General features: G+C 33.6%; 26 protein-coding genes. 11 read left to right on the top strand and 15 right to left on the bottom strand.

Features of this window, described 5'->3' with window-relative positions:
• Position 1 precedes the first annotated feature (1 nt).
• The 10 genes from CLAN_RS03955 to pseA form a co-directional block, all read right to left on the bottom strand.
• Positions 2 to 1,240: an RNA polymerase factor sigma-54 gene (locus tag CLAN_RS03955; RefSeq protein ID WP_100590642.1), complete on the bottom strand. Its 1,239-nt coding sequence runs from the start codon at positions 1,238 to 1,240 to the stop codon at positions 2 to 4.
• Entirely contained in the window at positions 1,240 to 1,968 is a 729-nt protein-coding gene (gene lptB / locus CLAN_RS03950) for an LPS export ABC transporter ATP-binding protein (protein ID WP_096013253.1), read from the bottom strand. The genes CLAN_RS03955 and lptB overlap by 1 nt, the downstream gene beginning before the upstream one ends.
• Complete coding sequence (gene tsaE, locus CLAN_RS03945; RefSeq protein WP_096013254.1) at positions 1,961 to 2,347, bottom strand: tRNA (adenosine(37)-N6)-threonylcarbamoyltransferase complex ATPase subunit type 1 TsaE; 387 nt, start codon at positions 2,345 to 2,347, stop codon at positions 1,961 to 1,963. Before tsaE ends, lptB begins: the two co-directional genes overlap by 8 nt.
• Positions 2,331 to 2,576, bottom strand: a complete 246-nt coding sequence (locus CLAN_RS03940) for an RNA-binding S4 domain-containing protein (RefSeq protein ID WP_096017986.1) — start codon at positions 2,574 to 2,576, stop codon at positions 2,331 to 2,333. Before CLAN_RS03940 ends, tsaE begins: the two co-directional genes overlap by 17 nt.
• A 100-nt stretch (positions 2,577 to 2,676) precedes the next feature.
• Positions 2,677 to 2,973 carry an HU family DNA-binding protein gene (locus tag CLAN_RS03935; protein ID WP_096013256.1) on the bottom strand — a complete coding sequence of 99 codons (297 nt, stop codon included), beginning with the start codon at positions 2,971 to 2,973 and terminating at the stop codon, positions 2,677 to 2,679.
• A 168-nt stretch (positions 2,974 to 3,141) separates the two neighbouring features.
• Positions 3,142 to 4,152: an undecaprenyldiphospho-muramoylpentapeptide beta-N-acetylglucosaminyltransferase gene (murG, locus tag CLAN_RS03930; RefSeq protein ID WP_100590641.1), complete on the bottom strand. Its 1,011-nt coding sequence runs from the start codon at positions 4,150 to 4,152 to the stop codon at positions 3,142 to 3,144.
• Positions 4,149 to 5,336: an FtsW/RodA/SpoVE family cell cycle protein gene (locus CLAN_RS03925; protein WP_100590640.1), complete on the bottom strand. Its 1,188-nt coding sequence runs from the start codon at positions 5,334 to 5,336 to the stop codon at positions 4,149 to 4,151. Before CLAN_RS03925 ends, murG begins: the two co-directional genes overlap by 4 nt.
• Before the next feature lie 12 nt (positions 5,337 to 5,348).
• The gene (locus CLAN_RS03920) at positions 5,349 to 6,410 is read right to left on the bottom strand and encodes a tyrosine-type recombinase/integrase (RefSeq protein WP_096014613.1); all 1,062 of its coding nucleotides are present in this window, start codon (positions 6,408 to 6,410) and stop codon (positions 5,349 to 5,351) included.
• Positions 6,411 to 6,427: 17 nt separating this feature from the next.
• Entirely contained in the window at positions 6,428 to 7,654 is a 1,227-nt protein-coding gene (locus tag CLAN_RS03915; protein ID WP_096013260.1) for an argininosuccinate synthase, read from the bottom strand.
• Positions 7,655 to 7,795: 141 nt separating this feature from the next.
• Entirely contained in the window at positions 7,796 to 8,932 is a 1,137-nt protein-coding gene (pseA, locus tag CLAN_RS03910; RefSeq protein ID WP_100590639.1) for a pseudaminic acid biosynthesis protein PseA, read from the bottom strand.
• Between the two features lie 263 nt (positions 8,933 to 9,195).
• On the opposite strand from pseA, the gene CLAN_RS03905 reads away from it, so the two are divergent.
• The 3 genes from CLAN_RS03905 to cysK are packed head-to-tail and all read left to right on the top strand — an operon-like array spanning position 9,196 to position 11,795.
• Positions 9,196 to 10,467: an O-acetylhomoserine aminocarboxypropyltransferase/cysteine synthase family protein gene (locus CLAN_RS03905; RefSeq protein WP_100590638.1), complete on the top strand. Its 1,272-nt coding sequence runs from the start codon at positions 9,196 to 9,198 to the stop codon at positions 10,465 to 10,467.
• Positions 10,464 to 10,877 (top strand): RrF2 family transcriptional regulator, encoded by a 414-nt coding sequence (locus CLAN_RS03900; protein WP_086228974.1) that lies wholly within the window; start codon positions 10,464 to 10,466, stop codon positions 10,875 to 10,877. Before CLAN_RS03905 ends, CLAN_RS03900 begins: the two co-directional genes overlap by 4 nt.
• Before the next feature lie 9 nt (positions 10,878 to 10,886).
• Positions 10,887 to 11,795 (top strand): cysteine synthase A, encoded by a 909-nt coding sequence (cysK, locus tag CLAN_RS03895; RefSeq protein WP_086226982.1) that lies wholly within the window; start codon positions 10,887 to 10,889, stop codon positions 11,793 to 11,795.
• 32 nt (positions 11,796 to 11,827) lie between these two features.
• Here cysK and CLAN_RS03890 read toward each other — a convergent pair whose 3' ends face one another.
• From CLAN_RS03890 to CLAN_RS03870, 5 genes are all read right to left on the bottom strand, one after another.
• Positions 11,828 to 12,235 (bottom strand): hypothetical protein, encoded by a 408-nt coding sequence (locus CLAN_RS03890; RefSeq protein ID WP_100590637.1) that lies wholly within the window; start codon positions 12,233 to 12,235, stop codon positions 11,828 to 11,830.
• Positions 12,236 to 12,272: 37 nt separating this feature from the next.
• Complete coding sequence (locus CLAN_RS03885) at positions 12,273 to 12,767, bottom strand: ankyrin repeat domain-containing protein (protein ID WP_100590636.1); 495 nt, start codon at positions 12,765 to 12,767, stop codon at positions 12,273 to 12,275.
• A gap of 90 nt (positions 12,768 to 12,857) precedes the next feature.
• Positions 12,858 to 14,291: a catalase gene (locus CLAN_RS03880; RefSeq protein WP_100590635.1), complete on the bottom strand. Its 1,434-nt coding sequence runs from the start codon at positions 14,289 to 14,291 to the stop codon at positions 12,858 to 12,860.
• A 126-nt stretch (positions 14,292 to 14,417) separates the two neighbouring features.
• The gene (lon, locus tag CLAN_RS03875; RefSeq protein WP_100590634.1) at positions 14,418 to 16,787 is read right to left on the bottom strand and encodes an endopeptidase La; all 2,370 of its coding nucleotides are present in this window, start codon (positions 16,785 to 16,787) and stop codon (positions 14,418 to 14,420) included.
• A gap of 8 nt (positions 16,788 to 16,795) precedes the next feature.
• On the bottom strand, positions 16,796 to 17,443 hold the full coding sequence (locus CLAN_RS03870; RefSeq protein WP_096017184.1) for an outer membrane protein assembly factor BamD: 648 nt from the start codon (positions 17,441 to 17,443) through the stop codon (positions 16,796 to 16,798).
• A 155-nt stretch (positions 17,444 to 17,598) separates the two neighbouring features.
• Here CLAN_RS03870 and fliW point away from each other — a divergent pair, with 155 nt between their 5' ends.
• From fliW to CLAN_RS03830, 8 genes are all read left to right on the top strand, one after another.
• Entirely contained in the window at positions 17,599 to 17,988 is a 390-nt protein-coding gene (fliW, locus tag CLAN_RS03865; RefSeq protein ID WP_100590633.1) for a flagellar assembly protein FliW, read from the top strand.
• 34 nt (positions 17,989 to 18,022) lie between these two features.
• Complete coding sequence (locus CLAN_RS03860) at positions 18,023 to 18,580, top strand: hypothetical protein (RefSeq protein WP_147525231.1); 558 nt, start codon at positions 18,023 to 18,025, stop codon at positions 18,578 to 18,580.
• Positions 18,577 to 19,359: a prepilin-type N-terminal cleavage/methylation domain-containing protein gene (locus CLAN_RS03855; RefSeq protein ID WP_100590631.1), complete on the top strand. Its 783-nt coding sequence runs from the start codon at positions 18,577 to 18,579 to the stop codon at positions 19,357 to 19,359. The genes CLAN_RS03860 and CLAN_RS03855 overlap by 4 nt, the downstream gene beginning before the upstream one ends.
• The gene (locus CLAN_RS03850; RefSeq protein ID WP_100590630.1) at positions 19,356 to 19,796 is read left to right on the top strand and encodes a hypothetical protein; all 441 of its coding nucleotides are present in this window, start codon (positions 19,356 to 19,358) and stop codon (positions 19,794 to 19,796) included. Before CLAN_RS03855 ends, CLAN_RS03850 begins: the two co-directional genes overlap by 4 nt.
• A gap of 50 nt (positions 19,797 to 19,846) precedes the next feature.
• Complete coding sequence (gene hpf, locus CLAN_RS03845; protein ID WP_096013272.1) at positions 19,847 to 20,374, top strand: ribosome hibernation-promoting factor, HPF/YfiA family; 528 nt, start codon at positions 19,847 to 19,849, stop codon at positions 20,372 to 20,374.
• A 72-nt stretch (positions 20,375 to 20,446) separates the two neighbouring features.
• A complete protein-coding gene (locus tag CLAN_RS03840) occupies positions 20,447 to 21,583 on the top strand; it encodes an N-acetyl sugar amidotransferase (protein WP_100590629.1) in 1,137 nt (378 codons plus the stop codon).
• 93 nt (positions 21,584 to 21,676) lie between these two features.
• On the top strand, positions 21,677 to 22,315 hold the full coding sequence (locus CLAN_RS03835) for an IS607-like element ISChh1 family transposase (protein WP_002782963.1): 639 nt from the start codon (positions 21,677 to 21,679) through the stop codon (positions 22,313 to 22,315).
• Positions 22,302 to 23,594 carry an RNA-guided endonuclease InsQ/TnpB family protein gene (locus CLAN_RS03830; RefSeq protein ID WP_172618492.1) on the top strand — a complete coding sequence of 431 codons (1,293 nt, stop codon included), beginning with the start codon at positions 22,302 to 22,304 and terminating at the stop codon, positions 23,592 to 23,594. Before CLAN_RS03835 ends, CLAN_RS03830 begins: the two co-directional genes overlap by 14 nt.
• Positions 23,595 to 23,606 lie beyond the last annotated feature (12 nt).

Raw genomic sequence — 23,606 nt, 5'->3', positions numbered from 1 at the left:
ATTATCCTTGAATTGCGTATAATTTTTTGCGTTCGCTTGAGCTAGCTATATTTAGCATTTTGCGATATTTGGTTATTGTTCTTCTAACTAGCTTGATATTAAATTCATCTTCAATCTTAGCCAAAATCGCCTCATCACTAAGTGGCTTAGCCCTATTTTCATTTTTAATTAAATTTAATAAAAATTCCTTAATAGCAGCATTTGAAACCTCTTGAGAAGCTGCAGCTGCAAAGAAGTTTTTAAGCGGGACGATTCCACGCTTTGAGCTTAGATATTTATTTTGGATAGCACGGCTAATTGTAGATGGATTTCTACCTAAATCCTCAGCAATATCTTTTAATTTCATCGGCTTTATATCGCCACCAAAAAAGTAGTCGTATTGATACTCTATTATCATTAAACCAATTTTATGAAGTGTGGATTTACGCATCTCTAAAGCATCAATTAGATCTTTCGCTTCTTTGATTTTGCTAGATACAAACTCGCTCTTTTCATCCACCCCTTCTGTATCTATATGGATATGCGGATAAAACTCATCATTAATCGCCACTTCTATACCATTATCACTATCATAAACAAAAATATCAGGGACAACCAACATCTCATTATCCATATACTCGATAGCTGGAGGGTTTTTGAATTTTTTGATTATATTCATAGCGATATCGTAGTTTTTGCGTTTTGTGAATTTACTAATATTTTCAAAATTTTCAATAATCTCAACACAAAGTTTATATATCTCATCATCATCACAAAGATCATTAAGCTGAAATATAAAGCTCTCTTTATAATCCACAGCTCCGACACCCACAGGCTCTAAATAGGCAAATCTAGCTCGGATTCTCTCCACTTCATCTTTAGCGAAATTCGCAAATTTCTCATCATCCCACTCAAAATACCCCTCATCGCTAATAGACTCAATGATTAAATTTGCTATCTCTTTTGATCTTTTAGATGGAAATAATCTATCATCAATTTGCTTATATAACTTCTCATAAAGACTCTCTTTATAGACAATGCTTGATTCTATAGTATCGCTTATGCTGGTTTTGTATAGGTCGTTATAGAAATTTAATGATCTGCTTTTTGGGTTTGGCTCGATTTGAGCAAATGGGTTTTTTTCTAAAAATGGCTCCAATGTCTCTTTAAGCTCATCACTAGAAGCCTGTAAAATCGGCAACCAACTTCGTAAAGTTTGATTTAATTTAGCTTTAGTAGTGAGTTTTTGAGATAGTTTCATTAGTCTAACAATCTAAACTCTTCACCAAGATAGTGAGTTCTAACAAGTTTATTATTTGCTACTTCATTTGCATTTCCACTAGCTAGCAAGACACCGCCCTTAATCACATAGGCTCTATCGCAAATAGCTAGAGTCTCACGCACATTGTGATCTGTGATTAGAATTCCGATATTTAACTTTTTAAGATCATTTATAATGCTTTGTATATCAGCCACAGCGATTGGATCAACCCCAGCAAAAGGCTCATCAAGTAGTAAAAATTTTGGCATTATCATCAAACTCCTAGCGATCTCACATCTGCGTCTTTCGCCACCGCTTAGACTAAGCCCCTTTCTAGATCTAATAGGCTCGATATTTAACAAATTTAGCATCTCTTCTACTTTTTGCTCGATAGTTTTGCTATCTTTATAGATGATTTGTGCGGCTAAAATAAGATTTTCTTCTACTGATAGATCTTTAAAAATGCTACTCTCTTGAGGCAGGTAGCCGATCCCTTGCCTAGCTCTTTTGTGTAGTGGATTAGCCGTGATATTCTCGCCATCAAGCAAAATTTCGCCACTACTAGGCGAAATAAGCCCACAAATCATATAAAAAGTCGTAGTCTTACCAGCTCCATTTGGGCCTAAAAGCCCAACCACTTCACCGCTTTTAATCTCAAGCGAAATTCCTTTTATAATATCAGTTTTTTTAATGCTTTTTTTTAAATTTCTAACCTCTAAGCTATGCATAACTCACCTCATAAATTCTCTTATCACCGCAAATTTCAATATCCACAATACATATATCAAGGCCATTTTTCTTAGCAAATTCAATCAACTCATCATCTGCCCACTCAACTATATGAAGCCCATCTTCATAAAAATTCTCATATAAACCATTTTGTTTAATCGCCTTAAATCCGCCTTGATAGATATCATAATGATAAATTCCATCATACTCTTGCATAATGCTAAAAGTCGGCGATGTAGCTTGAGTCTTGATAATTGCTTGACTAAGCGTAGTCTTACCACTAGCTAAATTCCCTCTAAGTGCGATAATACCGCTATTTGGTAACTCTATTATCAACTTATCAAGCTCATTTAACCCTAGCTCAAATCTCTTTGACATAGCTACTTTGCTCACTTTTTGGGATTGATTTAGTCATTGGGATAGCTAAAACTTCATAGCTCACTTCTTTAACTATAAATTTAATAGTAATCTTATCGCCTATTTTTACCTCTTTGCTAGGCTTGGCCACAACTCCATTTATGCTTACTACGCCACTTTTACACATATCTTCGCTAATAGCACGCCGTTTTGTGATATTGACTATATTTAAAAATTTATCCACTCTCATAGGAGTTATTTTAGCTAAATTTGGCTGAATTTTGATTTTAATTTGTAGATTTTATAATAGAAATGAGATAATCCCTCTTTACTTAAAGAGGGAAAAAAGATTATTTTTTCTTACAAGATTTGCAGTTAGCAACCGCATCTTTGAAATTTTTACCAACTTTAAATTTAACAACTTTTTTAGCTGGAACTTTAACCTCTTTACCAGTACTTGGGACTTTAGCTGTTCTAGCTGCTCTTTCAGTTACGCTAAAAGTACCAAAACCAACGAAAGTAACGCTATCACCTTTTGTTAGAACTTCGCTAATTGTCTCAAGGACACCATCAAGTGCAGCTTCTGCATCTTTTTTTGTTAAACCAGCTTTATTAGCTACAAGGCTTACAAATTCTGCTTTTGTCATAATCGATCCTTATTTGGAAAATTGTAATCTAATTCTACACTATTTTAATACCAAATTCAAGAGTTTTGGCCTATTTTACGCAAAAAACAGGCTATTTTATACCAAATTTATATCTTTTTTAACCAAAATTATAAATTTTAAGCTAAATAACCATAAATTCGCCATCATCTAGTAATCTTGTAAAATCCTATCAATTATCACTTTTGAGCCATTTTTATTTAGCAAATTTATCAATTTTTGTGAGATATCTTCTAAATTTAGATTATAAATTATATTAAGCAAATTTTTGTTATCTATCTCATTTTCTTTTAATACCATAGCCGCATTTTGATCGTTTAAAAACTTCGCATTGTAGAATTGATGGTTATTAGCAGCGTATGGAAATGGTATAAAAAGCGTAGGCAAACTAGCCGCACAAAGCTCCCAAATAGTGCTAGCCCCAGCCCTACTAATACAAAAATCCGCCCTACTCATAAATAGATCAATATCTTTGCTAAAAGCGAAAACTTCGGCTTTTATATTTAGCTCTTTATATTTTTCTACGATGGTTTCATAATCTTTTTGACCGCATTGATGGATGATTTTAATACCATTTTTATCTAAATCTTTAGCCAAATTCAAAGCTAAATTATTGATAAAATTCGCCCCTTGTGAACCACCAAGAAATAGTATTGTATTTAAATTTTTGCGAATTCTGCTTATTTTAAAAAATTTTTCATCAACAGGATAGTCAAATTTCGGCTCAAAATATGAGCTAAAAAACTCCCTAGCAAATGGTTTTAAAATCAAATTCAACCTACCAATTACAGCATTTTGCTCATGGATATATAGCTTTTTACCCCAAATAATAGCACCAAATGCCGCTGGAGCCGCACTATATCCACCTACACTAATAACTGAACTAACTTTATGAAATTTAAAAATTTTCTTACATTTAAAAGCTAAATTTAATATATTAATTAAAGATTTTAACCTACCAAAACCTCGTTTATTTACCACACCGCTGCTATTTAAGAAATATGTAGCTTCAAATATATCGCTATTTTCAAACCACATTTTATCTTGTCCGCTACTTGAGCCTATAAATATCGCTTTGATACCACGAGAATTTAACTCATTAGCAAACGCTTTGGCAATAGCCAAATGCCCGCCCGTGCCACCGCCAGTTATCGCTATCATGATAGATCTGCTTTTTTGCTAATCATAAGCACCATCCCAACTCCTACACAAAGTGCCAAAATAGAACTCCCTCCATAACTCAAAAATGGAACCGCAATCCCCTTAATCGGCGTAATTGATGTTATACCGTATGAGTTGATTAAAAACGCCATCGTGATAATAGTCCCAATGCCTAAGCTAAATAGATGATAGACTCTATTTTTGTTTCTTGATGAAATTTTAAGTATTCTATAAATCACAAAAATCATTATCAAAGTAATGAGAAAAATCCCTATAAATCCAAGCTCTTCAGCGATACCAGCCAATACAAAATCCGTATGAACTTCACTTAAAAATCCAAGCTTAAAAGTCCCATTACCAAGCCCCACACCAAAAAACCCGCCATGATAAATTGCATTTAGCGAGTGGCCTATTTGATATGGCTCTTCTGCTCCGCTAACTCTTAAAATATCAGCCATACTAGCAGGTAAAAATGACAATACAAAATCTTGATTTGTTACCCACCAAGACTGAAATCTCCTAATCCTATGCTCTTGGGTTATAATAGCGAAAAATACCAAAATCACCCCAGCCAGACCAAACAAACCAAAAAATCTTTTACTAGTCCCAGCAAATGTCGCCAAAACTATCAAAGTTAGTGCCAAAACCACCACTTGACCTAGATCTTTTTGTAAAATTGCGATCAAAAAAACAGCAATAGCAAAAATAATAAAATATGGAAAAAGAAGTAAAAATTCATCTTTTAAGCGTTTTTTATTGTGATCTAGCTTTCTTGAAAAACTCCACGCCAAGAAAAAGACAAAGCCAATCTTAAAAAACTCCACAGGCGATAAAGATATAGGCCCAACTCTTATCCATCTCTTAGCCCCACCAGTAACAGGCACAAGCGAAGATGGCAAAAACTGCATAATAACCATAGCCAAAAAAGAGCCAAAAAATAGAGTAAATCCTATCACTTCAAAAGCACTAAGCGAGCCTATCCATCTCTTATCAGGGTCGATCTGCGAGAGCTGATACATAATGAAAATTCCAACCACCCCAACAACAAACTGCCTAATAAAAAAGTGATAACTAGAATAATCGTAATAAAGCACGGTAAAAGCTGGTAATGAGAGTGAAAATACCATACCAATAGCAATCAAAATAGTACAACTATAAAATAGCTTAGCATCAACTCCATACATTAATCTTCACCCTTAATCATTTAACTCTTCAGCTACTTTGGCGGCTAATTTGAGCTTATCACTATCAAAATGTGTGTAAATTCTAGATGTATCTAGACTAGCGTGACCTAGCGCTTCTTGGACTAAGACTAGGTCTTTTTGCTTTTTATATAGCATTGTAGCAAATGTGTGTCTAAGCATGTGAGCGCCATTTTTGCCTTTTCTAATACCAGCTTGAAACAAAATTTGCTCCACTATTCTACTCACATAAGCTTGGGTTAATTTCCCACCATTGCGATTGACAAATATATATCCATCTTGATTTATATAGTTGATAGCTATAGAGTCCAAAAGCGTATCTATGAGATGCTTTTTGACCATCACAACTCTATATTTATTGCCCTTGCCTCGTATCCTAATGATATATAAATCACCCTCTTGGCTAATATCTTTTCGTTTTAAATTTATAGCTTCGCTCACACGAATTCCAGTAAAAATAATAATCTTTATAATTAGCCTATTTCTATGCGTATTGCTCTTAAATTCAGCCGTATCAATAGCCGCTATAAATCTCTTTACTTCATCCTCACCCATAAATTCAGGTAGCTTAGCGCCACGCCTTCCGCTGATTCCACCCCAATTTTTAAGCTCAATATCAAATATATGAGATTTGCCATTTTCTTCATTTTGCTTGCTTAAATAGCTAAAAAAATTTATAGCCGCTATCCTATAATTTTTCTTACTCGCATCGCTTAATGAGCCAGTGGCACTAGCCAAAACCTCGCTTAATAGATCTTCATCAATCTGCGTTAAACTCTCAAGATCATAATAGCTTAGAGTTTCATAGATCTTTTTAAGCGGATTAAAATATGTATTTATACCGGTTAAACCGGCATTTCTAGCGACCTTAGCTAGGCCATCTAACTCATCAATATCTTTTACACCTTTTGTCAAAGCGAAATTCACACTAGCTAGGGCTTTTGGATCTTTTAGCTCCTTATTTGAGAGTGAATTTAGCTTATATTTCACAAATCTACCAAGCCAAAATAGCATAGAGCTTTTGAAATTATCTTTACAATCTAACTTATACTTCATAGCTTGGTTAAATTCTATTAATCAATTTTTCTACCATTTTTACCAGCGATGATAAAACGAAGAGCATTTAGTTTGATAAATCCATTTGCATCTTTTTGGTCATATACACTATCTTCTTCAAAGGTACAATAAGCCTCGTTAAATAGATTATCGCTCTTGCTATCTCTACCGATTATTATAACATTGCCTTTATATAATTCTACTCTTACTACGCCATTTACATGCTTTTGACTCTCATCGATAGCGGCTTGAAGCATCTTTCTTTCCGGAGAAAACCAATATCCATTGTAGATTAATTTAGCATATCTTGGCATTAATTCATCTTTTAAATGAGCTGCTTCTCTATCTAAGGTTATACTCTCAATTGCCCTATGAGCTTTTAGCATTATAGTCCCACCTGGGGTTTCATAGCAACCACGGCTTTTCATCCCTACATAGCGATTTTCGACTATATCAAGTCTGCCGATACCATGCTTAGCACCAAGTCTATTTAGCTCTTGAAGCATTTGGCTAGGATTTAACTCTTTGCCATTTAGTGCTACTGGATCGCCATTTTTATATGTGATTTCTATGATTTCGCTCTCATTTGGAGCATCTTTTGGGCTTGTAGTCCAACGCCACATATCATCTTCAGGTGCGTTATTTGGATCTTCTAAAATCAACCCTTCATAAGATATATGAAGCAAATTCGCATCCATTGAGTATGGAGATTTACCCTTTTTCTTGCTAATATCTATTCCATGTTTTGAAGCGTAGGCTAAGAGCTTTTCACGACTATCTAGATCCCACTCTCTCCAAGGGGCAATAACTTTGATATTTGGATTTAAAGCATAAGCACCAATCTCAAATCTAACTTGATCATTTCCCTTACCCGTAGCGCCATGGCTGATACAATCAGCCCCGGTTTGTGCTGCTATCTCTACAAGTCTTTTAGCTATTAATGGTCTAGCAATCGATGTGCCTAAAAGATACTCACCTTCATATATAGCATTTGCCCTAAACATAGGAAATACAAAGTCACGCACAAATTCTTCTTTAAGATCTTCAATAAATATATTTTCAGGTTTTATACCAAGGCTAATTGCTTTGGCTCTTGCTGGTTCTACCTCTTCGCCTTGACCGATATCAGCTGTAAATGTAACAACCTCGCATTTATACTCATCTTGTAGCCACTTTAAAATTATACTAGTATCAAGTCCGCCACTATAGGCCAAAACTACCTTTTTGACATCTTTTGCTTTCATCTTTGCTCCCTTAAATAAAATGGGGTATTGTAGCCAAAATATGCTTAAAATTTGATATTTTATATGATTTGGTTATTTTGAATTTAAGTTATTATGAAGCTTGGTTAAATTTGGAGCTAGAGTTGCTCCAAATTTATAAAATTATTTGAGTATTGTATTCTCTTTACGGATTAATGAGCCATCTATATCACGCAAAAATTTACCATTTTCATCACATTTAAATATATCTTTATTGGTAAATGAATCTACAATTTCCCAAAACTCATCATCGCTAAATCCGCTATACTCAAGATATTTTTTAATAGCCTTTTTAGGTGGTTTGCCATCATATTTATTTACTAATCTTACGCCCTCTTCTCTATCTATATAACCTAATCTAATATCGAGACACGCATTATCAGTAGCTCTACCAAAGCCATATTTACAATATTTTAAATAGTCATGTAGATGATTAGAATAGCAATCCAAATTCTCAAAATTTTCATATGTAGTCTCTACTGGGCGATCAGAACAGCTAAAGCCATGCTCTTTGGCAATTCTTAAATTCTCTTTATAATTCCATTTTACATAATATCCTAAGAATACACCAGTTACATTTACCCTTTTTAACTCTTCGTCACTTGGGTAAGTGTAAAAATATAGATCTTTTTGCGTAAGGCCATCTACGCCTATCATATCTTCTATACTACTTCCTAAAAGCCCGCCAAATCTATCTAGCCAAGCCTTATCTAAGATATTATTATCCTTTGATGAAGCTGGGCCACCATACTCTAATTGCGGACTTTCGCCCCAAATTATTAATGGAATTCCAAAACTCACAGCAATGCGTGGCACACAAGAGAATATCCCAAGATGGTTTTGCCACTCATTATCTCCAGTTTTTTTAAAAGCTGCTTTGGCAAGTTTTTTATAGACATTTGGATCTCTTTTTATATGGATGATATCTACACCTATGCTATTTAAATTATTTAAATTTTTGCGACCTACTTTTGTTGGAATAGTCGGCTCAAAGCATACACAAAGTGGTTTAAGACCTAAATTTAGCATTGTTAAAACTTGAAAAGTAGAATCCTTGCCACCACTTACTCCAATCACACAATCATAAATTGGGTGCTTTTTATACTTTTTGACAATCTCTAATAATTCAGTCTTTCTACTTTGCCAATCAATATTACTATTTTTTGTCTCTTGAGATCTACAAGCATCGCAAATTCCATCTTCATCGAAATTTAAATTTGGCTTGGTATCTGGCATGACACATTTTTTACAGAATTTCATCAAAACTCCTAAATTTAAAATTTTTCCAAATTATACCCTAATTGAAAAAAAAAAAAAAAAAAAAAAATAAAAAATTAAAATTTATAATCATACATATAGATATATTTAAAATAAATATAAATATAGTATATAATTTTAATATCCTTTTTTACCGATAAAAATTAAATAAATTTAATAAAATATAGATATATTATTGATTTACTTGACATTATTAAATTTTTTTGCTACAATTTGCTTATTAACTTGAGTAAAAAGGAGATAAAATGCAAAAGGAAACTTTAGCAACGCATTATGGTTATGATACAAAGGTTGGCACAGGTGCTATGTCAGTGCCTATCTATCAAAGCACAGCTTATGATTTTGGTACAGCTGAGACTGCGGCAAATAGATTTGCTCTAAAAGAGCTTGGGCCTATATATTCTCGTCTTACAAACCCAACTCTTGATATATTTGAAGCTCGCATTGCAGCCCTTGAAGGTGGCAAAGCGGCTATTAGCACTTCAAGTGGTCAAGCGGCGATATTCTTTGCAATTGCGAATTTAGCTGAAGCTGGCGACAATATAATAGTAGCTAAGAAAATTTATGGTGGTGCCACTACACTTCTAACTCACACTATTAAAAGATTTGGTATAAAAGCTAAAATTTTTGATTCTGATAGTGCTGATGATTTAGAAGGCTTGATAGATGATAAAACCAAGGCTATATTCTTTGAAACTCTATCAAATCCGCAAATAGCCATCGCAAATGTAGAAAAAATCGTTGAAATAGCCAACAAATATGGTGTAGTGACAGTAGCTGATAATACAGTTGCGACTCCAATTTTATTTAACCCAATCAAAAAAGGCGTAGATGTCGTAGTTCATAGTGCTAGCAAATATATCAGCGGACAAGGCATTAGCGTAGCTGGTGCTATAGTTTCTAGTGAAAAACTAAATCAAAAATTACTCAAAAACAAAAGATATGATCACTTCAATGTAGCAGAAGATAGCTATCATGGCCTAGTATATGCTGATTTGGTGGGGGCTTTTGATATCTATACTTTAAGAATTCGCCTAAGTCTATTAAGAGATATTGGCGCTACACTTTCAGCATTTAACGCTTGGCAATTAATACAAGGCTTAGAAACTCTAAGCATCAGAGTCAAAGAGCACTCTAAAAACGCGCTAAAAGTAGCTGAGTTCTTAGAGTCTCATCCAAAAGTCAAATATGTAAATTACCCAGGCTTAAAAAGCTCAAATTTAAACGCCTATGTCAAAGCTAATTTCACAGATGGCCTAGCTAGTGGGCTTTTGAGCTTTGAAGTAGCTGATTATGAAACAGCTAAAAAAGTACTAGATAGCGTCAAAATATTTAGCGTAGTAGTAAATATCGGTGATAGCAAATCTATAATCACTCACCCAGCTAGCACAACTCATCAGCAAATTCCAGTCGATGAATTAGCAGCTACTGGCATTAGCCAAGGCTTAATACGCTTAAGCATAGGTCTAGAAAACGCTGATGATTTAATAAGCGATCTTCAAGAAGCATTAAAATGAGCCTACTTACAACCAAAGGCGTGTATGGCTTGATGGCTATTCTTGAGATATCAAAAGGAGATAGAAGCAATCCTATCTCCTTAAAAGATATCTCATTAGCTATAAATGTTTCAAAAAACTATTTAGAACAACTTCTAAATAGTCTTCGCAAAGATGGTATAGTAGGTAGTATTAAAGGAATTAAGGGTGGGTATTATCTTAGCAAACCTATAGATGAGATCACCCTTTATGATCTATTTAGCAGCTTAGAAAATGAATTTAATCTAATAAATATAGAGTTAGAAAATACTCTATATAACCTATTTTTCAAAGAGTATAATGATAAGTTAAAAGAGCTTTTTATGCAACCTTTAAGCAGTATTAAAATAGATCAAGCTCAAGCTGGTAAATATCTGAACTATATAATTTAAGGAATAAAGATGAAAATTGCAAATAGCGTAAGCGAATTAATCGGCAACACTCCGCTTATCAAAATAAATAAATTCGGCGTTGAAGCTAATATTTTAGCTAAATGCGAATTTCTAAATCCTAGCCACTCGGTTAAAGATAGAATCGCTTTAAATATGATTGAGAGTGCCATCGCAACCAATAAAATTGATAAAAACACTACAATCATAGAACCAACAAGTGGCAACACAGGTGTAGGCCTAGCTATGATAGCAGCTGAGCGTGGGCTTAAAATTATTTTAACAATGCCAAGCTCAATGAGTATTGAGCGCCAAAAATTACTTAAAGCATTTGGTGCTGAATTGGTATTGACAGATCCAAAATATGGTATGCAAGGCGCTGTAGATGAAGCATTAAGGCTATCAAAAGAGATACCAAATAGCTTTATCCCAAGTCAATTTGATAACCCTGCAAACCCTGAAATGCATAAAAAGACAACCGCACTTGAAATTTGGAATGATACAGATGGTAAAGTCGATATATTAGTCGCTGGATTTGGTACTGGCGGGACGGTAAGCGGTGTTGGTGAGATACTAAAATCTAAAAATCCAAATATCAAAGTAATCGCAGTTGAACCAGCTAAATCACCACTTCTAAGCAAAGGCGAAGCCGGCCCACATATGATCCAAGGTATAGGTGCTAACTTCATACCAAAAAATTTAAATAGAGATGTTGTAGATGAGTTTTTAACTGTCTCAAATGAAGATGCGATCGCAACTGCTAAAGCATTAGCTCAAAAAGAAGGATTATTAGTCGGAATATCAAGTGGAGCAAATATATACGCTGCTAGCCAAGTAGCAAAGGCAAATCCAGGCAAAACAATCGTAACAATCTTATGCGATACTGGCGAGAGATATCTATCAACTGTGCTTTATGATTAAAAATTTTTGGAGTGATTTCACTCCAAAACTCACTATACAAATGTTAAAATCTTTTTAAGCATATTATCTTCTATGCTTTTTGTATTAACTTCATTGCTATTTTCTTGTAGCTCTTTTTTGTATCTATTTAGAGTCTCTTCTATACTTGCTAAGGCTGCGGCCTTATCTTCTGGTGACATATTTTGTGTATCAAGAGATTTTAAAAGCTCAGCTCTTTTGCGCTCTATCTCTTCTTGAATTTTCTCATTATTCATCATTGTCACAGTAGCCATAATGCCATATTGCATGATATTGTCTTTGAAGTTTTGAGTGATATCTACACTATCTTTGGTATCAGTAGAGATCATCTCATTTAAAATATCACTAAAATCATCATTTGATTTAGAAATAGTAGCCTTATAATCACTATTATAAATACTTAGATTATTTGTAACTTGCATATCTTAATCCTTAAAATTTAGATACACAAAGCAAATTTTATTCCGATTTTTGGCTTTTTTTGCCTTTAAATTTAGATATAAGCTCAAGTAATTTTAGGCTAATAATCTTTAAAAATCCCCATTTTTTACTCTTGCTTAGTAGGTATTTGGCGATATCGGCTCTATTAAACATTACAGCAAAACTATATGGAGTAAGCCCCATTCCATTATTAGCGTCTATATCGGCGCCATTTTCGACTAAAAGTTTTGTAATTTCTAGATTGCCTTTAAAGCACACACCAGCAAGTGGAGTTTGACCTCTATCGTTTCTCTCATCTACTCTAGCGCCCTTTTGGATTAGCATTTTTGTAGTTTCAAATGAGCCATTATAAGCTGCTAACATAAGTAAGCTATCGCCCTTATGATTTTTTAAATTTGGATTAAGCCCTGCGTTTATCATCTTTTCAAGCTCATTACACTCATTATGCCTAGCAAAATCAAAGGCATATCCGCAAAGCTCTTCATAGCGTTTTTCTTCTTCTGGGGTTATCATTTTCTATCCTTATTGTAAATTTAAATTCCATTTTTATGATACTTAAATTTACAATATCTCCCCCCCCCAAAAAATATGGGGGATGGTTTATCATTTAGCCAAAGCTGCTTTAACGCCTTTTGCGTATTCTGGGTCTATCTGTTCGAAGTGAGAAATCGCTCTTTGGATTATCTCATCTTTGACCCCTTCCATACTCGCTGCGATATTAGAGTATAATCTATCTTTTTCATCAGCCGGAAGTATCTTGTATAAGGCTCTTGCATCTGTGTAGTAATCAGCATAATACTCTCTATGGCTAAATCTTTGCGCTATATCACCAATAGCTAGATCTGGCTCAGCAAATTTAGCACTCTCTACTGGCCCACCAAAGCTATTTGGCTCATAATAAGCGTGTGGCTCTTGTTTGTAGCTGCCATTATTCATAGCACCACCAACATAGTAGTTATTGACTTCTACGATTGGTTTATTGACTGCTAATTGTTGATAATGCACACCTATTCTATATCTTTGAGCATCTGGATAGCTAAAAATTCTAGCTTGTAGCATTCTATCTGGACTATATCCGATACCTGGGACTATATTGCTTGGGCTAAATGCTGCTTGCTCTACTTCGTTAAAGTAATTTTCAGGATTTTTATTTAAGGTCATCACGCCAACTGGTATTAGCGGATAATCAGCGTGTGGCCAAATTTTGGTTAGGTCAAATGGGTTGAATTTAGCATTATTTGCTTGTTCTTCGCTCATAATTTGAATTTTAAAATCCCATTTAGGAAAATCGCCTTTATCAATCGCTTCATATAGATCTCTTTGGTGGCTCTCACGGCATTTACCGATAAGCTCAGTAGCTTCTTTGTTTGTTAGATTTTTGATACCTTGGCGAGTTTTGAAGTGAAATTTAACCCAAAATCTCTCACCTTTATCATTTATAAGACTATAAGTATGAGAGCCAAATCCATGCATATGGCGGTAGCTAGCTGGAATTCCACGATCACTCATAAGGATCATTACTTGATGCATTGTCTCAGGATTTAAACTCCAAAAATCCCACGCTGCGTTATTTGATCTTAGATGAGTTTTTGGATCTCTTTTTTGTGAGTGGATAAAATCTGGAAATTTCATACCATCTTTTATAAAAAATGTCGGTGTGTTGTTTCCTACTAGATCCCAGTTGCCCTCTTTTGTATAAAATTTGATAGCAAATCCACGCACATCTCTTTCAGCATCAGCAGCACCGGCCTCACCTGCAACGGTTGAAAATCTTATAAATAGCTTAGTTTTATTGCCTTTTTGTAAGACATTTGCCTTTGTATATTTACTGATATCTTCTGTTATCTCTAATTCGCCATAAGCACCACTACCTTTGGCATGGACGGTTCTTTCTGGGATTCTCTCTCTATTTTGAAAAGCAAGTTTTTCAATCAATTGATAATCTTGAAGTAAAACAGGCCCCCTAGCACCAGCTGTTATGCTAAATTGATTTGAGCTAATCGGATTTCCACTAGCTGTATTTAACTCTTTTGACATATTATCTCCTTAAATAAAAAATTTATCTGCGAATGAAATTCTATTTAAATTTAAATAATATTTTTTAAATAAGAAAAATTATTATTTAAATTTATACCACAAAGCTGGGTATAAATTTAATTTTCATTACTTTACTAAAGCTATTTTTAGCACATCCAAGATAGTATCAACTGGTATAATCTCCATATTTTCTACCACTTGCTCTGGGATATCTTTTAGATCTCTATCATAGTTTTTGCGTGGTATTATCGCCTTTTTAACCCCGGCTTTATAGGCTGCGATTAGCTTCTCTTTTAATCCACCTATTGGCAAAACCTTTCCGCTTAGAGTTATCTCACCAGTCATCGCTACATCGCTATATATCGGCGTATCGCTTAATATAGAGGCAATTACTGTTGTCATAGTGATACCCGCACTTGGGCCATCTTTTGGTGTGGCGCCTTCTGGCACATGGATATGTAAATCATAGCTATCATATACGGCTTTTTCTTTGCCTTCATCATCTTTTTGGATCAAATTTGATGGAATTTTAATCTCGCCTCTATCAATCAAGCTCTTAACCAAGCTAAAAGCAATTGTCGCTGACTCCTTCATCACATCACCTAATTGACCGGTGATTTGCATCACGCCTTTGCCTTTAATCTTTATAGCTTCTATCTTTAAGACATCGCCACCTACGGCAGTCCAAGCTAGACCATTTGCTATGCCAATCTCATTTTTATTGCTTACAATCTCTATTTCAAAGACCTTTTTATCTAGGTAATTTTCTAGATTTTTTGTTGTTATTGAGATTTTTTCTCTGTCGTTATTTAAAATCTCTAAAGCAGATTTTCGCATTATATCAGCTATTTTATGCCTTAAATTTCTTACACCACTCTCTCTAGTATAGTCGCTAATTAGCAAATTTAAAGCATCTTTTTTAATGGATATTTCGCTATTTTTAAGCCCATGTTTTTTAAGCTCACTTGGCCATAGGTATCGCTTTGCGATCTCGAATTTCTCTTGAGGTGTGTAGCTATTTAACCAAATAAATTCCATCCTATCACGAAGTGGTGCTGGTATCATACTAGCGTCATTTGCCGTAGCGATAAATATTATTTTACTTAAATCTATATGAAAATTTAGATAGTAATCACGAAATTTGCTATTTTGCTCTGGATCTAAAATCTCTAATAATACAGCAGTCGGATCGCCTTTATAAGATCTAGCAACCTTATCAATCTCATCTAAAACCACAACCGGATTCATACTCTTAGCCTCGATCAATCCTTGGACAATCCGCCCTGGCATAGCTCCTATGTATGTACGACGATGCCCCCTTAGCTCATTCACATCTTCTAATCCACCAAGTGCTATACGCACAAGCTCACGCTTTAAGGCATTAGAGATTGAGTTTGCTAAGCTAGTTTTGCCAATTCCTGGAGGCCCTACAAAACACAAAATCGCACCGCTATTATCCTCAACACCTCGATGGTGTAAAAGCTCTTTAAGCCCAAAATACTCTACTATTCTGCTCTTTGGCTTTTCTAATCCAAAGTGATCTTTATCAAGCTCTTTTTGGACATCTTTGACTGTTAAATTTTTCGTACTAAAACTACCAAATGGCAAATCAAGCGCCCAATCTAAATAGCTACTAGTCATACTAGACTCTGCGCTATCTGTGTGCATTTTGCTAAGTTTAGATATATTTTTATCTATCTCTTTATAGGCATCTTCGCTCATAAATTTTCGTTTGCTTTGAAGTCTATCTCTATACTGCGTGATCTGTGCTTCTTTATCTAAATCCACGCCTAATTCACGCTGGATCTCCTTTAATTGCTCTTTTAAAAAATACTCTTTATTGGCTCTATCAATTTTAGAGCTTACTTTGGTTTTTATCTCTTTTTGAAGTTTGTTTGTCTCTATCTGTCTATTTAAATACTCTATAATATCTAAAATCTTTTTTTCTAAATTTGTCTCTATAAAAAACTTATACGCAACATCTTTTTTGAGATGCAAAGCACTACAAACAAGATCGCACACTCTATTTGCTTCATTACTATCATCAATAGTTCGAAGTAGATCTGGCGGGAAAAAGTGGTTTAATAGGCTCAAATTTTTAACGCTCTCTTTTAATACACTTAGACTAGCCTTAATTCTATCTGGATCATACTCATCTAAATTTAGACTCTCTACCTCAGCAAACAATGGATCAGCTTCTATCGGCGTTATCAATCTTCCTCTATCTAAGCCTTGAAATAGTATCTTAACTCTTCCATCTGGCATAGCCACTCTTCTCATCACATTACCTATAACTCCATACTCATATATAGAGTTAAAATCTCTCTCGCCCTCTCTTGATGGTTTGGAGCAGACTATCATTACTGGGGTTGAATTTTTTATAGCTAGATCAAGTGCTTTGATATTTTGCTCATCGCTTAAAAATATCGGCGTTATCATAAATGGGTATAAAAACAGCTCATCTTCAACTATAATAGGTAAATTTACTAAACTCATACTCTCTCCTACTCAAATGGAGTCATATACCAAGGCAATTTCGCCTTAGTAGAGTTAATATCATTTAATGGCGAATTATCTATCTTATCTTGATATATCGCAGCTGAATCTGTTCTATCAAGCTTATTATAAAGCTCATAAATATCACTATCTAGATAATACTCGGCTAATTTAAATTTAACTAACATAGTCTCTATAAGCGGTCTATATTGCGTATTTGGATAATTTTTTAAAAATTCATCTATCTGTAAAATACTATCTTTAACCAATTTTTGATTGCGATTTGGTTTAGAAAATGAGTCGAAATTGGCTTTAATTTTAAGATATTGGATATACTCTATACTCTCTTTTGTGCCATATTTTTTGATATATTCATCTAAATAAAAATTCGCCATTTTATACTCCTCTTCATCTACATGAGCATTAGCCAAGATTATCAAAACTTGTTCTAAATATGGACTAGCCACATGCTCACTAGCAAATGATATATAGTGAGAATTCGCTGTTTCTAAATCAGCATCTTTAATATCATTTAAAATTTGTTGATACCATTGATCTGGTGTGAGATTATATAGTTCATCATCTTTTTTAGCACCACAACCTACTAATATACTCAAAGATAGAATAAAAATAGCAGATTTAAGATTTATCCTCATAATTTTTCCCTTGATATAAAATTTAGTGATTATAGCAATATTTTGGTAAATTTATATATTTATAGCCAAAATTTATATATTTTTACCCTAAACTCTATGAATTTGGAATAAAAAATGCTACAATAACGGCAAAGCTAAATTTTAAGGAGAGTAAAGTGAAATATTCTGTGAAAAATCCTATTCCTGGTTTTGAAAATATCAAAGAAGTTGAGATAACTAAAATTGATGATTTTTTTGTTAAAATGCAAGATGTAGATAGTAAAACATCTTTTACTATGATTAATCCATATGCGCTTCGCCCTGATTATGAGTTTGATATCCCAACTCCATACAAAAATCTACTTCAAATAGATGATAACTCTAAATTAGAGCTTTATGCGATTGTCGCTATCAGCAGTCCTATCGAAGAATCTACTGTGAATTTCTTAGCACCAGTACTTTGCAACACAACTGCTGCTACGCTAGCGCAAATTGTCTTAGACAATCGCTACTATCCAAATTTCGGTCAAGCAGAAAAAATCAGCGCTTATGTCCAAAAACAATAAATCCTTGTAGTGGCTCACACGAGCCACGATATCTATGCGTTACGCCTTTTCATCTATTGAGCTAATCTTATCGATAATTATCATATCAATCGCCCTCTCATCCATACCATCGATAATTCAAATTTCATATAGGAGCATAAATAATATATTGCTATCTGAAGCGATAACCGCAAGCTATACAAAGATATCAAATATCATCTCTCATCCATGGAATAACGCTATAAATCCAGCCTTAGCACAGCCAATATATCATAGTGATGAGTTGCCCTTAAATTCACTTACACAAAGGCATATATCACAAATTAAGCCAAATAGTATAAATAGTGATAAAAGTAGCATAAACGGCTTTAGCGGTGATAGCGGAGAATTGATAGCAAACGCAATGAATTTACTAAATTTAAATTACGAAATTGATCTTAAATTTATAGATGGTTTTGAGCTAAATGATATCATAGCCACTAGACCAAGCGACTCTATACAAATCACCATAACCACAAAAGCCAATAATCAGCCAATCATTCTAAAATCATATAGCTACAATATCGGCGAACCACTAATTGAAAGCCTTGTAATCCCACCGCCACAACCATGAAAAGAGCATTTAGCCTAATCGAGATGATAATCGCTATCATAGTTGGAGCGATTATAATAAGCGTAATAATACAGATTTATAGCGCCCTACATAATAACTATCTCAAAACTTCATCCATAGCAAGATTAGAATCGATCTCTATAAACACAATGCTAATTATAGAAAACTACCTTCACCAAAGCATCAAAGAGTCAATATCTATAAGGGATAATAACCAAATTCTACCACTCCAATCTAGCCTAAACCAAAATGAGTTTATATGGCTTAATCAAAGTATAGAGAGTCGCCAAAATAGCAATAGCAAATTTAATTGGAGTGGCTTTGTAGATATAAATAGCATAAATATCAGCCAAGATACCATCACCCTACTCTCGCCACTTAGTAATTATAACGCCAAATCAAAAGATGCTATTTTAAATAATCTTAAATTTAGCAATGAAGATATGAGAGTTATATTTAAAGGAGATGATAGTATATACCAAAATTTATATCAAATTTCAAATTCCAATGGCGAAAATTTGGTTATCAAAAGAGAGAATAAACCAATTTTCATAAGCGAAATTTACTATCTAAGCCACAATCTAATATCGCTAAAATTAGAAAATAACACCCTAAGATTAAATGAATTTAGCCCAAATAATCTAAATTCGCCCATCAGAAGCAATATCTTAGCTCAAAATGTCAGCTCATTTAATATCAGACAAAATGGATCAAATATCATATTTAGACTATGTATATTTGATGATATAAGCACATTTTGTAAAAGTAGTAGCCTATGAAAAGTGGATTTAGCCTAATATTTGCTATAATTTTTATAATCGCTATCTCTAGCATAGCATTAAGCACCATCACACTAAGCTCCACTTCTATCTCAATGACAAATCAACTCTACCTTCACTCACAAGCAAAGCTAATAGCCATTTCAGCTACTCAAAATGCCATTGCGCAAATCCAGCGAAATGACTTTGATAAAAGCTGTCCAAGCCAATTTACGCTATACTATCCAAATATAGATAATTATATTTTAAAATCTATAGTTAAAATTCAATATATCGGCGGTAAAATGCCTAAATCATGCGATTCTAAAATTTGGATAACAAGCGATCCAAACACCAAAAATATAAAATCAGCTATATTTAACACAATAGTCCAAAGCAACCCAATCCTAAGCCTAACCCCAATCAAAATAAGCAAAATCACCACCCAAAAGCCTTAAATAAGAATATTTATGTTACAATAAAAGCCAATTTTTTAAAGGAGAATGCGATGAATACAAGTATCGTAGGCAGACAATTTGAGCTAACTGAATCTATCAAAAACTATTGCGATAGCGCTTTTGAAGCACTTAGCAAATATGGCTTAGATATCATATCTATTAAAGCTATAATTTCAGCAGATGAAAGGCATGGCAAAAAGGGTTTTGATGTGGAATTTGCTATAAATTTAGCCAAAAAAGACACAATAGTAATCCGCCAAAAAGACAAAGATCTATACGCTGCGATTGATCTAGCGCTTGATAGAGCTAGCAAAGTTCTTCGCAGACATCATGATAAGCTAGTCACACACAAAAATAGCGATGATATAAAAGATAGCATAAATACAATAGATAAAGAGATCATAGAAGGAGCTGATGAGATCGTCCCTACTGAGCTTGAGCTATATAAACCTATGGAAGTTGAAGAGGCTCTAAATAAGCTTAAAGATAGCGGAGCGCAATTTTATGTATTTAACGATATGGATGCTAAAATGCGTGTGATATATAAAAGAAATGATGGAAAATTTGGATTATATTAATCCTTATAAATATTCTTAAAGGGGGTTATACCCCCCCCAATTTATTCTAAATTTAAATATAAAGGTAAATTTATGAAGTATTGCAAAAATTGTTTGCAGCCAGATACTCGTCCGGGGGTAGTTTTTATAGATGGAATTTGTGGTGCTTGCAGATGGGACAAAGAGTCTAAAATAATTGATTGGAAGCAAAGAGAAAATGAGTTAAAGGATATAGCTCAAAATGCCAAATCCAAAGCCAAGGGCGCTTATGATTGCGTAGTTGGTGTAAGTGGTGGCAAGGACTCTACATTTCAAGCTTTTTATGCTAGGGATGTGCTTGGACTTCGTGTTTTGTTAGTTAATCACGAACCAATGGAGATAACGCCTATTGGTAGGGCTAATTTTGAAAATTTAAAAAATCATGGATTTGAGACAATATCTATAAATCCAAATCGCCATATAGCCAAAAAATTGATGAAAAAGGCCTTTTGGGAGTATCTAAATCCCACAAAACCGATTGAATACACCCTATACGCATCAGCTTATATAATTGCTGATATGTTTAATATCCCTATGATTTTACAAGGCGAAAATGCCGCCTTAACCTTAGGAGCCAATAAAGGCCTTCAAGATAATAGCGGAAATGCCTTAAATATCGTCCAATCCAACACCTTAAAAGATGACCCACTATCTATATATATGGATGAAGAGATAGAGTTAAAAGATCTATTTTTATACAAAGTTCCAGTAAAAGAGCTAATGCAAAAAGATATAACCGCAGTGTGGCTAAACTACTACACAGACAAATGGAGCACCGGCCACAACGCTAAATTCTCAATGGCAAGAGGCCTTAGAATATATCCAAAAGATATAAATCCATATGATCTAGGCACATATAGAAGATGCTCTCAACTTGATGCTTATACAACTATTGTAAATCAATATTTCAAATATGTTAAATTTGGCTTTGGTCAATGCGCTGACCATGTAGGATATGATCTAAGAAAAGGCAATATCACTAAAGATGAAGCTAAATTTTTACTTCGTGAATTAGATGGGAAATATGGTGATTTTTATATGGATAAGATGAGCTCATATCTAGACCTTAGCAAAGATGAGATTTTAGCTCACGCTAATAAATTTAGGGGCGATATGTTTGAGCTTGATGAAAATGGAGATTATACGCTAAAAGACCCTATCTGGGAGATAGAGCCTATAAAGGGCTTATAACTGCTAAGTAAATTATAAAAAAATCTATAAAATTATATAAATATTTTATAGATTTTACTTGACTTATTTTTTAAAATTTGCTAAAATAGTCCTATGAATAAATTATTATCAATCGGTCAAGCTAGTAAAGCTCTTGGTGTTACTATCCAAACTCTTAGAAATTGGGATAAAAAAGGCTTATTAAAACCTGATGATATGACTAAGGGTGGAGAGCGTAGGTATAAGCTAGAAACATTAAAAGCTATAAATAAAAACCTAGTTTTTAATAAAGATAGCTTAAAAACTATTGCTTATGCTCGTGTTTCTAGCCACGACCAAAAAGATGATTTAATAAGGCAAGTTCAAGTCTTAGAGCTATATTGTTCTAAACAAGGCTTTAATTATGAAGTTATACAAGATTTAGGCTCTGGTATGAATTATTATAAAAAAGGCTTAACTAAATTGCTAAATCAAATTCTAGATGGCAAAGTAAAAAGATTAGTTTTAACTCACAAAGACAGACTTTTACGCTTTGGTGCTGAGCTAGTATTTGCTATATGTGAAGCCAAAGAAGTAGAAGTAATAATAATAAATAAAGGCGAAGAAAGCGTAAAATTTGAAGAAGAATTAGCCAAAGATGTGTTGGAAATAATCACAGTATTTTCAGCTAGACTTTATGGCTCACGCTCAAAGAAAAATAAAAAACTTTTAGATGAAATGCAAGAAGTGGTGGTAGAAAATGTCAGCAAATAATAATGAGCTTATTAGCATTTCTCATAAGATAGAGTTAAAGCCAAATAATAAAGCTAAAACTCATTTTAAAAAAGCCTTTGGTTGTGCTAGACTTGCTTATAATTGGGGACTTGCAAAATGGCAAGAATACTACAAGCAAGGCATTAAAGTAACACATTTAGATTTAAAAAAGGAATTTAATGCCATTAAAAAAGAACAATTCCCCTTTGTGTATGAAGTAAGTAAATATGCTACGCAACAGCCTTTTTTAAATCTAAATCTAGCATTTCAAAAATTTTTTAGAGATTTAAAACAAGGTAAAGTAAGCTATCCAAAATTTAAGAAAAAGAAAGATAATTTCGGCTCTTATTACATAGGTGGAGACCAAGCAATAATCAAAGATGAAAAATATCTAAAAGTGCCAAATTTAGGACTTGTAAAAATGAAAGAGAAATTGAGATTTAATGGTAAAATCAATTCTTTTACTATTTCTCAAAGTGCTGATAAATTCTTTGTTTCTTTTAGTATGCAAATTAGTAAAGATGAGTATCTAAAAACTCATAATAAAGCTAAAAATAATAATCTAGCACTTAGCATAGATGTAGGCTTAAAATCGTTTTTAAGTTTATCTAATGGCTTAGAGATAAAAGCACCTAAACCATTAGCTAAGTTTAATCGTTTAATGATAAAAAGAGCTAGACAGCTAAGCAAAAAGCAACACGCAAAAACCAAGCAAGAAGCATTACAAGGCATTAAAAAATCTAGCAATTATCTAAAAGCAAGTATTAAGCTAAATAAATTGCATCGTAAAATAGCAAATATAAGAAGTGATTTTTTACACAAGCTTACTTCTAGCTTGGTAGCAAATGCTAAATATTTTTGCTTAGAGGATTTAAATGTAAAAGGGATGATGAGTAATCATAGACTTGCTAAATCTATAAGCGATGTAAGTTTTTATGAGTTTAAAAGGCAACTAGAATATAAATCTAGCTACAACGATAAAGAAATCTATCAAGTAGATAGATTTTATCCTAGTTCTAAATTATGCTCTAATTGTGGAACTATAAAAGAAAATTTAGCTCTAAAAGATAGAGTTTATATTTGCGATGAATGTGGAATTAGCATTGATAGAGACTACAATGCTAGTCTTAATTTGCTTTCACAATTAAAGCAAAAAATAGGCAAAGTTCTTGCCGAATTTACGCCTGCGGACTTGACAGCTCTGCTAGATGATTTAGCAATAAATCAAATAGCAACTAGCAAGGTTGAAACAGGAATACAACAAAAATCCTATTTATAGAGTTTTATATCT

It is taken from the genome of Campylobacter lanienae NCTC 13004, from assembly GCF_002139935.1.
Classification (GTDB): domain Bacteria; phylum Campylobacterota; class Campylobacteria; order Campylobacterales; family Campylobacteraceae; genus Campylobacter; species Campylobacter lanienae.
This window is presented reverse-complemented; position numbering and strand designations above follow the sequence as displayed.

Bases quoted from the DNA above. Each gene is read 5' to 3' on its own strand.
- CLAN_RS03955 (WP_100590642.1), bottom strand. From the start codon at position 1,240: ATGAAACTATCTCAAAAACTCACTACTAAAGCTAAATTAAATCAAACT.
- lptB (WP_096013253.1), bottom strand. From the start codon at position 1,968: ATGCATAGCTTAGAGGTTAGAAATTTAAAAAAAAGCATTAAAAAAACT.
- tsaE (WP_096013254.1), bottom strand. From the start codon at position 2,347: ATGTCAAAGAGATTTGAGCTAGGGTTAAATGAGCTTGATAAGTTGATA.
- CLAN_RS03940 (WP_096017986.1), bottom strand. From the start codon at position 2,576: ATGAGAGTGGATAAATTTTTAAATATAGTCAATATCACAAAACGGCGT.
- CLAN_RS03935 (WP_096013256.1), bottom strand. From the start codon at position 2,973: ATGACAAAAGCAGAATTTGTAAGCCTTGTAGCTAATAAAGCTGGTTTA.
- murG (WP_100590641.1), bottom strand. From the start codon at position 4,152: ATGATAGCGATAACTGGCGGTGGCACGGGCGGGCATTTGGCTATTGCC.
- CLAN_RS03925 (WP_100590640.1), bottom strand. From the start codon at position 5,336: ATGTATGGAGTTGATGCTAAGCTATTTTATAGTTGTACTATTTTGATT.
- CLAN_RS03920 (WP_096014613.1), bottom strand. From the start codon at position 6,410: ATGAAGTATAAGTTAGATTGTAAAGATAATTTCAAAAGCTCTATGCTA.
- CLAN_RS03915 (WP_096013260.1), bottom strand. From the start codon at position 7,654: ATGAAAGCAAAAGATGTCAAAAAGGTAGTTTTGGCCTATAGTGGCGGA.
- pseA (WP_100590639.1), bottom strand. From the start codon at position 8,932: ATGAAATTCTGTAAAAAATGTGTCATGCCAGATACCAAGCCAAATTTA.
- CLAN_RS03905 (WP_100590638.1), top strand. From the start codon at position 9,196: ATGCAAAAGGAAACTTTAGCAACGCATTATGGTTATGATACAAAGGTT.
- CLAN_RS03900 (WP_086228974.1), top strand. From the start codon at position 10,464: ATGAGCCTACTTACAACCAAAGGCGTGTATGGCTTGATGGCTATTCTT.
- cysK (WP_086226982.1), top strand. From the start codon at position 10,887: ATGAAAATTGCAAATAGCGTAAGCGAATTAATCGGCAACACTCCGCTT.
- CLAN_RS03890 (WP_100590637.1), bottom strand. From the start codon at position 12,235: ATGCAAGTTACAAATAATCTAAGTATTTATAATAGTGATTATAAGGCT.
- CLAN_RS03885 (WP_100590636.1), bottom strand. From the start codon at position 12,767: ATGATAACCCCAGAAGAAGAAAAACGCTATGAAGAGCTTTGCGGATAT.
- CLAN_RS03880 (WP_100590635.1), bottom strand. From the start codon at position 14,291: ATGTCAAAAGAGTTAAATACAGCTAGTGGAAATCCGATTAGCTCAAAT.
- lon (WP_100590634.1), bottom strand. From the start codon at position 16,787: ATGAGTTTAGTAAATTTACCTATTATAGTTGAAGATGAGCTGTTTTTA.
- CLAN_RS03870 (WP_096017184.1), bottom strand. From the start codon at position 17,443: ATGAGGATAAATCTTAAATCTGCTATTTTTATTCTATCTTTGAGTATA.
- CLAN_RS03860 (WP_147525231.1), top strand. From the start codon at position 18,023: ATGCGTTACGCCTTTTCATCTATTGAGCTAATCTTATCGATAATTATC.
- CLAN_RS03855 (WP_100590631.1), top strand. From the start codon at position 18,577: ATGAAAAGAGCATTTAGCCTAATCGAGATGATAATCGCTATCATAGTT.
- CLAN_RS03850 (WP_100590630.1), top strand. From the start codon at position 19,356: ATGAAAAGTGGATTTAGCCTAATATTTGCTATAATTTTTATAATCGCT.
- hpf (WP_096013272.1), top strand. From the start codon at position 19,847: ATGAATACAAGTATCGTAGGCAGACAATTTGAGCTAACTGAATCTATC.
- CLAN_RS03840 (WP_100590629.1), top strand. From the start codon at position 20,447: ATGAAGTATTGCAAAAATTGTTTGCAGCCAGATACTCGTCCGGGGGTA.
- CLAN_RS03835 (WP_002782963.1), top strand. From the start codon at position 21,677: ATGAATAAATTATTATCAATCGGTCAAGCTAGTAAAGCTCTTGGTGTT.
- CLAN_RS03830 (WP_172618492.1), top strand. From the start codon at position 22,302: ATGTCAGCAAATAATAATGAGCTTATTAGCATTTCTCATAAGATAGAG.